The following is a 9,173-nucleotide window of genomic DNA, read 5'->3' as shown; positions in this document are numbered from 1 at the left end:
AGCTCGCTCCCACAAGGTTCAAGGTGATCTCTGTGGGAGCGAGCTTGCTCGCGATGAGGCCAGTTCAGGCACAAAAGATCAAACAGTGATCAACCGCTCGCGCAACTTGGTAATTTCGTCGCGCATCTGCGCCGCGGCTTCGAACTCCAGGTCACGTGCCAACTGGTACATCTTCTCTTCCAGCCCCTTGATGCGCTTGGCGATCTCGCCCGGCGAGCGCAATTCGGCTTCGTATCTGGCATTTTCCTCGGCGGCCTTGGCCATGCCTTTGCGCTTCTTGCTGCGCGAACCGGGCACCGTGGCGCCTTCCATGATGTCGGCGACGTCCTTGAACACGCCTTTGGGCGTGATGCCATTGGCCAGGTTAAAGGCAATCTGCTTGTCGCGACGACGCTCGGTTTCGCCGATCGCCCGCTCCATGGAGCCGGTGATGCGGTCGGCATACAGAATCGCCCGGCCATTGAGGTTACGCGCCGCCCGCCCGATGGTCTGGATCAGCGAGCGCTCGGAACGCAGGAAACCTTCCTTGTCGGCATCGAGGATCGCCACCAGCGACACTTCCGGCATGTCCAGGCCTTCGCGCAACAGGTTGATGCCCACCAGCACATCGAAGGTGCCCAGGCGCAGGTCGCGGATGATTTCGACCCGCTCCACGGTGTCGATGTCCGAGTGCAGGTAGCGCACGCGCACGCCGTGGTCGGCCAGATAATCGGTCAGGTCTTCAGCCATGCGTTTGGTCAGCGTCGTGACCAGCACCCGCTCTTCCAGAGCGACACGCTTGGTGATTTCCGACAGCAAGTCGTCGACCTGAGTCAGTGCCGGGCGGATCTCGATTTGCGGGTCCACCAGCCCGGTCGGGCGCACCACCATGTCAATCACGCGCCCGGCGTGCTCGGCTTCATAGTTGCCTGGGGTCGCCGAGACGAAAATCGTCTGCGGGCTGATGCTTTCCCATTCATCGAAACGCATCGGCCGGTTGTCCAGGGCCGAGGGCAGGCGGAAACCGTACTCGACCAGGGTTTCCTTGCGCGAGCGGTCGCCCTTGTACATGGCGCCCACCTGCGGAACGCTGACGTGGGATTCGTCGATCACCAGCAAGGCATCGGCCGGCAGGTAATCGTAAAGGGTTGGTGGCGCCGCACCGGCTTCGCGACCGGACAGATAGCGCGAGTAGTTTTCGATGCCGTTGCAGTAGCCCAGCTCGAGGATCATCTCCAGATCGAAACGGGTGCGCTGCTCCAGGCGCTGGGCTTCCACCAGCTTGTTGTTGGAGCGCAGGTATTCCAGGCGCTCCTGCAACTCGACCTTGATGCCTTCGACCGCGCCCATCAGGGTTTCCCGGGGCGTGACGTAGTGGCTCTTCGGGTAGAAGGTGAAACGCGGCAACTTGCGAATGACTTCGCCGGTCAGCGGATCGAATGCCGACAGGCTTTCCACCTCATCGTCGAACAGTTCGATGCGGATCGCTTCGAAATCCGATTCCGCCGGGTGGATATCGATCACATCGCCCCGCACACGGAAGGTCGCACGGGCGAATTCCATGTCGTTGCGGGTGTATTGCAGGTCAGCCAGGCGCCGTAGCAACTCACGCTGGTCGAGCTTGTCGCCGCGATCCACGTGCAACACCATCTTCAGATAGGTTTCCGGGCTGCCCAGGCCGTAGATGCAGGACACCGTGGTGACGATGATCGCGTCCTTGCGTTCGAGCAATGCCTTGGTCGCCGACAGCCGCATCTGCTCGATGTGGTCGTTGATCGAGGCATCTTTCTCGATGAAGGTGTCCGAGGACGGCACGTAGGCTTCGGGCTGGTAGTAGTCGTAGTAGGAAACGAAATACTCCACCGCGTTGTTCGGGAAAAACGCCTTGAACTCGCCGTACAACTGCGCCGCCAGGGTCTTGTTCGGCGCCAGCACCAGCGTCGGGCGCTGCACCTGGGCGATCACGTTGGCGATGCTGAAAGTCTTGCCCGAGCCGGTCACACCGAGCAGCGTCTGGTGCGCCAGCCCGGCCTCGATGCCCTCGACCATCAGGCGGATGGCTTCCGGCTGATCGCCGGCGGGCTCGAAACGGGTGACTAGCTGGAATTCAGACATGAAATACCTCTGGATCACTCTTGCCGGACAAACCGGCACGAACGAGAAAGACCGCAAACGACCGATGTCGCCCGAGAAAAAACTGGATTGTGCTCAATGTGGAGCCGATTGCCAGCGCTTTCAAGGCAAACGTCCTGCATCACGCAAAACCTTTGCCGAGACCAATCGACTGACGGTCGATAAATAATCGGAAAAACTTGCCTTAAAAGGTCAATCGCCTGTCGCCAGCCATCGCCGATGGCCTCTATACTAGCTCCCCGTTTGTGCACCGCTCTAGTGCATTCGGCTGGAGCGCGACACGTCCCTCCACTCTCCATTCAGAGCCGCCGCAATAATGAGCCTGTTCTCCGCTGTCGAAATGGCACCACGCGATCCAATCCTGGGCCTCAACGAAGCATTCAACGCCGATACCCGTACCAACAAGGTCAACCTGGGGGTCGGTGTTTACTGCAACGAGGAGGGGCGAATTCCACTCCTGCGCGCCGTTGTCGAAGCCGAAACGATTCGCGCCGCTCAACACGTTTCCCGTGGCTACCTGCCAATCGACGGCATTGCCGCCTACGACCAGGCCGTGCAAAAGCTGCTGTTCGGCAATGATTCACCACTGCTCGCCGCTGGCCGCGTCATCACCACCCAGGCCGTTGGCGGTACTGGCGCTCTGAAAATCGGTGCCGATTTCCTCAAGCAACTGCTGCCGAACGCTGTCGTGGCGATCAGCGACCCGAGCTGGGAAAACCACCGCGCGCTGTTCGAAACCGCCGGTTTCCCGGTGCAGAACTACCGCTACTACGACGCCGCGACCCACGACGTGAACCGTACCGGCATGCTGGAAGACCTGAACGCGCTGCCAAACGGCTCGATCATTGTGCTGCACGCCTGCTGCCACAACCCGACCGGCGTGGACCTGAGCCCGGCCGACTGGAAAAACGTCCTGGAAGTCGTTAAAGCCAAAGGCCACGTGCCGTTCCTCGACATGGCGTACCAAGGTTTCGGCGATGGCATCGACGAAGACGCCTCTGCCGTGCGCCTGTTCGCCGAGTCGGGTCTGACTTTCTTCGCTTCCAGCTCGTTCTCCAAATCGTTCTCGCTGTACGGCGAGCGCGTCGGTGCGCTGTCGATCGTCAGCGAATCGAAAGAAGAAAGCGCGCGCGTGCTGTCGCAAGTCAAACGCGTGATCCGTACCAACTACTCCAACCCACCGACCCACGGTGCCAGCGTTGTCGCTGCCGTGCTGAACAGCCCGGAACTGCGTGCCCAGTGGGAAGCCGAACTGGCCGAAATGCGCCTGCGCATTCGTGGCATGCGTACCCAGATGGTCGACCTGCTGGCAAAAAAAGCGCCTCAGCGCGATTTCAGCTTCGTCGGTCGTCAGTGCGGCATGTTCTCCTACTCCGGCTTGAGCGTTGAGCAAGTTCATCGCCTGCGCAACGAGTTCGGCATCTACGCCCTGGACACCGGCCGCATCTGCGTGGCCGCGCTGAACCAGAGCAACATCGAGGTGGTGACGGACGCGATTGTCCAGGTCATCTGATTCAGCCTTGAAATGAAAAACGGGAAGCCTGTGGCTTCCCGTTTTTTATTTACGTCACATAATTCCCGACTGGCCGACCAAGCCCTCTAAACTGCTCACAGAGCAAATGTGGGAGCGAGCCTGCTCGCGATAGCGATCCAGCTGTGCCATTGATGCAGGATGTGCCGCAGCCATCGCGAGCAGGCTCGCTCCCACAGGTTTTTTGTATAGCTGAACACCTTGCGAGATCCCACATGAAAAACGATGACCTGCGCGCCGACCGCGATGACCTGGATGACCTGGATCACTTCATCCCCCGCGCCCCGGCCAAACGCGGCAACAACCTGGTAATGCAAGTCGCTGCGGGTGTATTCCTCGGCGGCCTGGCCCTGTGGCTGGTGCAATTGGGTGCCACAGCGCTCTACGCCAAACTGATGGTTGCCACCATTACCTTCGGCGGTTAAGCCAGTTCGGTCGCACGCTGACTGGCAGCGTCGTCGTAGGCGACATACAGCAATTCGGCGACCTGGCTCTTGATCGCCTTGGTGCTTTCCAGCCCCAGGACGAAACCTTCGGCCTTGCCACCCGCGCGGTTCAATGCTTCAGCTGTGCCGGCCTGAGTGATGGCGTCGAACAACTTTTCGGCATGGGGGCCGACGCCCTTGGGCAGGCTGATCTGAGAGATGCTCATGGGCGCACCCCGTGATGTCGAGGCGAGAGGGTCAAATGATTCATGGCGCGTACCTTTTCGGCGAATGGCCGGCAGCGCGTGTCACCACTTCCGGGCGGCCATGGTAGACCTCTGGGGCGATCCTGGTAACCGCCAATCGCCGCTAAACCACCGCCCGTCCCGATAATTCGCTCCAATTGTTGTTCGATGCTTGACTTCTCTTTTTGAATCAGTAAGATACGCGCCATTCCGCGATAGCTCAGTTGGTAGAGCAAGTGACTGTTAATCACTGGGTCCCTGGTTCGAGTCCAGGTCGTGGAGCCAGACAGCAACACCGAAAAGCCCCTGAATCGAAAGATCCAGGGGCTTTTTTGTGGCCGATACAAATATCAAAAGATCGCAGCCTTCGGCAGCTCCTACATGGGATCGCCTTCATCTGTAGGAGCTGCCGAAGGCTGCGATCTTTTGATCCATAAAGAAAAAGCCGATCTGTCCATTCAACAGATCGGCCCTTTTTTCAGTCGCCGCGAACGTCAGACATGCTCACTGCTTTTCGCATGCACCGCGTGTGGCTCGCCATGCCCGTGGTCCACCTCAACCACCGGAATCTCCTTGCCGTCGCAATCGTGCAGCTTACCGTCGCTGAAGTAGTCCCCTTCACGCAACGCCGCCAGATCCTGATAACGCAACACCCGCTCGGTACCGGCCGCAAACACCGATTGCTGATCGGAGTTGCCGGCAGTGAGGTGGTTGAAGGTCAAGTTCAGCACGATGGCCATGATCGCCGACGAACTGATGCCCGAATGGAAAATGGTCGCGAACCAGCTAGGGAATTGATCGTAGAAGCTCGGCGCCGCGATCGGGATCATGCCGAAGCCGATGGAGGTGGCGACGATGATCAGATTGACGTTGTTGCGGTAGTCGACCTTGGACAAGGTCCGAATGCCGCTGGCCGCGACGGTGCCGAACAGTACGATGCCGGCGCCGCCCAGTACCGAGGTCGGTACGGCGGCGATGACCCGGCCCATGAAGGGCAGCAGGCCGAGAAGCACCAGGAACAGACCGCCAGTGGCCACCACATAGCGGCTCTTGATGCCAGTGACCGCCACCAACCCGACGTTCTGGGCAAAGGCGCTCTGGGTGAAGGATCCGAAGATCGGCGCGAACATGCTCGACAACATGTCGGCGCGCAGGCCGTTGCCCAGGCGCTTGGAGTCAACCTTGGTGCCGATGATCTCACCAACGGCCAGAATGTCGGCCGAGGTTTCCACCAGCGTCACCATCACCACGATGCACATCGACAGGATCGCAGCGAAATGGAAGGTCGGCATGCCGAAGTGGAAGGGTGTCGGGAAGCCGAACATCGGCCCCTGGGTCACTGACGAGAAATCCGCCATGCCGAGGAACACCGCGATCACTGTACCGACGACCATGGCCAGCAGGATCGACAGGCGGGAGATGGTCGCACTGCCGATTTTGCTCAGCAGCAGCACCAGCACCAGCGTCACCGCCGCCAGACCGATATTCGCCATGCTGCCGAAATCCGCCGCGTGGCTGTTGCCGCCCATGGCCCAGCGCGCGGCTACCGGCATAAGCGTCAGGCCGATGGTGGTGATCACGATGCCGGTCACCAGCGGCGGGAAAAACTTGGTGATACGCGAGAACACCGGGGTTATCAGCAATCCGATCAGGGACGCCGCTATCACCGCCCCCAACACCGACTGGAACCCGCCCTCCCCGCCACTGCTGACAATCGCCACCATGGTCGCGACGCCGGAGAAGGATACGCCCTGCACCAGCGGCAACTGACAACCAAAAAACGGTAGACCCAGGGTTTGCAGCAGCGTTGCCAGCCCCCCCGCAAACAATGAAGCAGCAATCAACAAACCGATGTCCGCTGGCGAGAGCCCGGCCGCTTGGCCGATGATCAATGGCACAGCGACGATACCGCCATACATGGTCAGAACATGTTGCAGGCCATAAGCCATATTCGCGCCGATCCCTAGGTTTTCGTCCTCGGGCCGTTGGTGTGAAACATGGGGCGTTTTCATGGTAGGGGGTTCCCTGGTTTTTGTTATGCGCACACTGTATGCAAGACATAGGACAAATGTCTATAGAGTTGTATACAACTTATCAGTCACAAAATGAATACTTGTCCATTGCTGCCTGATAGCCCCCCTCCTGGCTCCGCCAAAAACCTTGAAATACTTCCCTCGCTGCCTCCCCCCGAGTGCTGACTAGTCTTTCGAATTCCTGGCGACCATCGGTATGACCCGCCTCTTTCTTATACATATAAAGTATGCATAATGAAGCCATTCGACATTCAGTTCCGCAAGGCAAAGAACGCAGCCAACAAACTCAAGCACCAAGGCATCAGCCTCGCAGAGACTGAACCGGTATTCCATGACGAACGAGCGCTGACCATCGAGGACCACCACCACGACGAACAACGCTGGATCACTCTGGGGCTGGATGCCAAAGGCCGTTTACTGGTCGTCGCGTACACCTGCCGCGATCCGAATTTCGTTCGAATCATTTCCGCGCGCATCGCCACCAACAGCGAGCGCCGTCAGTATCTGGAGACATGACCGATGAAAGACGAATACGACTTCAGTGATGCCAGGCGCGGGGCCGTGGCGCCCGCCAAAGGCAAGACCCGCATTACCATCATGCTCGATGACGCGGTCATCGAAGCGGCCCGTGCCCTGGCAGAACACGAGGGGTACGGCTACCAGACGGCGATCAACAATACGTTGCGCCGGGCCCTGCTCAACGAAGGCAAGAGCGCAAAACTGAAACAAACCCTCACGCCTGCCGAACTCAAGGGCCTGGAGCAGAAACTGGCAGAGGCCTTGCGCGAAATCCAACGGGTGATGGCGCCGGGTGTTCGGCCCTGAAACACAAAGGGCCGATCAATCTGACCCGCCCTTTGTGATGCCTGCGATCAGCCCGCTATTGCGGCGCTGCGATCAATCGCTCCAGCGTCCGCGCCAATTGCGACTGCTCCGGTACGCGGATGCCGAACTCGCTGTCCAGCAGCCCAATCAGTTCCTGCACATCCGTCACCTCCCGCCGCTCGCTGTCATGGCCGATCCGGTGAATAGCGAAGCTGCCGTTGTTGAGCGTACGGCGCCAGCCCTCCCCGGTGCGCGCCACCATCAACTGCCTGACGAAAGTCGACTCGGGGTGGGTCGAGACGTACCAGTTGCCCACAGCAAAATCGATATCTTCCTGGCGTTGCAGGTCGAAGATGTACATCGCTCGCCATTCACCGGCCACGTTGGCGCGCAGAGTAAAACCGTCAACGTGCAGGTCGATGCGATACGGCTCGTGAGGGGTGAATTGTTCGGCCCGGGAATCGAGCAGCAGTGGCGCGGTCGGCACCATGCCGCCGAAGCCGACGTCGGTGATGTAGCGTATGTCGTCGATGATGACCAGGCTCAGGCGATGGGTCCGGGCCGTCCAGGCGCCCTCCGGCTGCCCCATCACCACCCGACCGCTGATGGCGCGGGCGTCGAAGCCCAATTCCTGAAGCAAGGCCAGAAACAGCTTGTTGAGTTCGTAGCAGTAACCGCCACGCCCCGCGCGCAAGACCTTCTGCTCGATGGACGGCAGGTCGATCAACACCGGTTCGCCGGATAACGTGGTGAGGTTTTCAAACGGGAAAACCCCGGTATGGCGCAGCTGCAGTTGGCGCAAGGTTTCCAGGGTCGGCGCCGGGGGTGCATCGAAGCCCAGGCGTTGCAGATACAAAGCACGGTCAGTCAGGCGTGGCTCGCTCATCGTTCAATCCTTTTGCACGCAAGCGGCGGATTGCTCCGCCAATGGTCGCTATGTATACGGGATCCGGCACGGCCACCGACAATTGATTTAGCCAATCACTCGTCACGGAAAACTCAACGGCGCTTGCGCGAACCCAATTGAATCCAGGTCGGCGCATGGTCGCTGGCGTGGGGCTCATTGCGCACCCAGGCATCCACCCCGGCGTCTTGCAGGTACGGGCTCAGGGCCGGGTTGAGCAGCAGATGATCAATGCGCAGACCGGAGTTTTTCTGCCAGTGCTGGCGGAAGTAATCCCAGAACGTGTAGAGCCGATCGTGCGGATGCAAGTGCCGCAACGAATCGGTCCAGCCCTGGTCCAGCAACCGCTGGTAGCACTCGCGGCTCTGTGGTTGCAGCAAGGCGTCCTTGAGCCAGGAGCGCGGGTTATAGATGTCCAGGTCGGTGGGCACCACGTTGTAGTCACCCGCCAGCACCACCGGATGTTCACTGCCTTGAAGCGCCTGCGCGTAACGGATCAGTCGCTCGAACCATGCCAGCTTGTACTCGAATTTCGGTCCCGGTTGCGGGTTGCCGTTGGGTAGATACAGGCAACCCACCAGAACCCCATGGACCGCGGCTTCCAGATAACGACTGTGGTTGTCGCTGTCATCGCCGGGCAACCCGCGTCGGGTTTCCAGCGGCTGCGCATCCCGCGCCAGGATCGCCACGCCGTTCCATGACGCCTGACCCTGCCAGATGGCGCCGTAGCCGAGCGCTTCAAGCTCGGCAGCCGGGAATGCGCTGTCCACTGCCTTCAACTCCTGCAAGCAGGCGATGTCCGGTTTTTCCCGATCAAGCCAGGCCAGCAGGTTAGGCAGCCGGGCGCGCAGGCCATTGACGTTGAACGTGGCAATCCGCAGTTTCTTCATGATCGGACACTCCTGAGGGCGAGGTGCCTGAACTGTGACACCTGCCCTTTTCGGTGGTTGCATCCGTGGTCCCGGGGGCGGCAGCACCTTGAGCGCAAGCTGGTCGATTCGAGGGTGTCGGCAATTTCCCGCCCGACACAGCTCAAATGTGGGAGCGGCGGTGCGGCGGTCCGACTTGCTCACGAATGCGCAGTGTCAGCCAACATCA

At 60.1% G+C, this 9,173-nt stretch carries 10 protein-coding genes and 1 tRNA gene; 6 read left to right on the top strand and 5 right to left on the bottom strand.

The annotated features are described in order from the left end of the window. Positions 1–78 precede the first annotated feature (78 nt). Positions 79–2,094, bottom strand: coding sequence for an excinuclease ABC subunit UvrB (gene uvrB / locus AC3WJW_RS12940; protein WP_218503561.1), 2,016 nt, complete (start codon positions 2,092–2,094; stop codon positions 79–81). On the opposite strand from uvrB, the gene AC3WJW_RS12935 reads away from it, so the two are divergent. From AC3WJW_RS12935 to AC3WJW_RS12925, 3 genes are all read left to right on the top strand, one after another. Further along, on the top strand, positions 2,093–2,281 hold the full coding sequence (locus AC3WJW_RS12935; RefSeq protein ID WP_493726253.1) for a hypothetical protein: 189 nt from the start codon (positions 2,093–2,095) through the stop codon (positions 2,279–2,281). The two genes, uvrB and AC3WJW_RS12935, sit on opposite strands and share 2 nt — an antisense overlap. 147 nt (positions 2,282–2,428) lie before the next feature. Further along, positions 2,429–3,625: an amino acid aminotransferase gene (locus tag AC3WJW_RS12930; protein WP_493726252.1), complete on the top strand. Its 1,197-nt coding sequence runs from the start codon at positions 2,429–2,431 to the stop codon at positions 3,623–3,625. Positions 3,626–3,858: 233 nt separating this feature from the next. After that, positions 3,859–4,068: a hypothetical protein gene (locus AC3WJW_RS12925; protein ID WP_007986927.1), complete on the top strand. Its 210-nt coding sequence runs from the start codon at positions 3,859–3,861 to the stop codon at positions 4,066–4,068. Here the strand turns inward: AC3WJW_RS12925 and AC3WJW_RS12920 are convergent. After that, positions 4,065–4,295, bottom strand: coding sequence for a hypothetical protein (locus tag AC3WJW_RS12920; RefSeq protein ID WP_102675334.1), 231 nt, complete (start codon positions 4,293–4,295; stop codon positions 4,065–4,067). The two genes, AC3WJW_RS12925 and AC3WJW_RS12920, sit on opposite strands and share 4 nt — an antisense overlap. A 227-nt stretch (positions 4,296–4,522) precedes the next feature. On the opposite strand from AC3WJW_RS12920, the gene AC3WJW_RS12915 reads away from it, so the two are divergent. Next, positions 4,523–4,598: transfer RNA gene (locus AC3WJW_RS12915), tRNA-Asn, on the top strand. A 209-nt stretch (positions 4,599–4,807) separates the two neighbouring features. Here the strand turns inward: AC3WJW_RS12915 and AC3WJW_RS12910 are convergent. Further along, positions 4,808–6,325: a nucleobase:cation symporter-2 family protein gene (locus AC3WJW_RS12910; protein WP_493726251.1), complete on the bottom strand. Its 1,518-nt coding sequence runs from the start codon at positions 6,323–6,325 to the stop codon at positions 4,808–4,810. Positions 6,326–6,580: 255 nt separating this feature from the next. On the opposite strand from AC3WJW_RS12910, the gene AC3WJW_RS12905 reads away from it, so the two are divergent. Then, complete coding sequence (locus AC3WJW_RS12905; RefSeq protein WP_493726250.1) at positions 6,581–6,862, top strand: BrnT family toxin; 282 nt, start codon at positions 6,581–6,583, stop codon at positions 6,860–6,862. A gap of 3 nt (positions 6,863–6,865) precedes the next feature. After that, positions 6,866–7,171 carry a BrnA antitoxin family protein gene (locus AC3WJW_RS12900; RefSeq protein ID WP_015095915.1) on the top strand — a complete coding sequence of 102 codons (306 nt, stop codon included), beginning with the start codon at positions 6,866–6,868 and terminating at the stop codon, positions 7,169–7,171. A gap of 55 nt (positions 7,172–7,226) precedes the next feature. Here AC3WJW_RS12900 and AC3WJW_RS12895 read toward each other — a convergent pair whose 3' ends face one another. Further along, entirely contained in the window at positions 7,227–8,057 is an 831-nt protein-coding gene (locus tag AC3WJW_RS12895; protein ID WP_493726249.1) for an arylamine N-acetyltransferase family protein, read from the bottom strand. Positions 8,058–8,170: 113 nt separating this feature from the next. Beyond that, positions 8,171–8,965, bottom strand: a complete 795-nt coding sequence (locus AC3WJW_RS12890; protein WP_493726248.1) for an exodeoxyribonuclease III — start codon at positions 8,963–8,965, stop codon at positions 8,171–8,173. Between the last annotated feature and the right edge of the window lie 208 nt (positions 8,966–9,173).

This window comes from Pseudomonas sp. GW821-FHT07G06, assembly GCF_058986625.1.
This window is presented reverse-complemented; position numbering and strand designations above follow the sequence as displayed.

Coding starts and splice junctions, on each gene's coding strand:
- AC3WJW_RS12935 (WP_493726253.1), top strand. CDS start 2,093: ATGAAATACCTCTGGATCACTCTTGCCGGACAAACCGGCACGAACGAG.
- AC3WJW_RS12900 (WP_015095915.1), top strand. CDS start 6,866: ATGAAAGACGAATACGACTTCAGTGATGCCAGGCGCGGGGCCGTGGCG.
- uvrB (WP_218503561.1), bottom strand. CDS start 2,094: ATGTCTGAATTCCAGCTAGTCACCCGTTTCGAGCCCGCCGGCGATCAG.
- AC3WJW_RS12895 (WP_493726249.1), bottom strand. CDS start 8,057: ATGAGCGAGCCACGCCTGACTGACCGTGCTTTGTATCTGCAACGCCTG.
- AC3WJW_RS12930 (WP_493726252.1), top strand. CDS start 2,429: ATGAGCCTGTTCTCCGCTGTCGAAATGGCACCACGCGATCCAATCCTG.
- AC3WJW_RS12910 (WP_493726251.1), bottom strand. CDS start 6,325: ATGAAAACGCCCCATGTTTCACACCAACGGCCCGAGGACGAAAACCTA.
- AC3WJW_RS12920 (WP_102675334.1), bottom strand. CDS start 4,295: ATGAGCATCTCTCAGATCAGCCTGCCCAAGGGCGTCGGCCCCCATGCC.
- AC3WJW_RS12905 (WP_493726250.1), top strand. CDS start 6,581: ATGAAGCCATTCGACATTCAGTTCCGCAAGGCAAAGAACGCAGCCAAC.
- AC3WJW_RS12925 (WP_007986927.1), top strand. CDS start 3,859: ATGAAAAACGATGACCTGCGCGCCGACCGCGATGACCTGGATGACCTG.
- AC3WJW_RS12890 (WP_493726248.1), bottom strand. CDS start 8,965: ATGAAGAAACTGCGGATTGCCACGTTCAACGTCAATGGCCTGCGCGCC.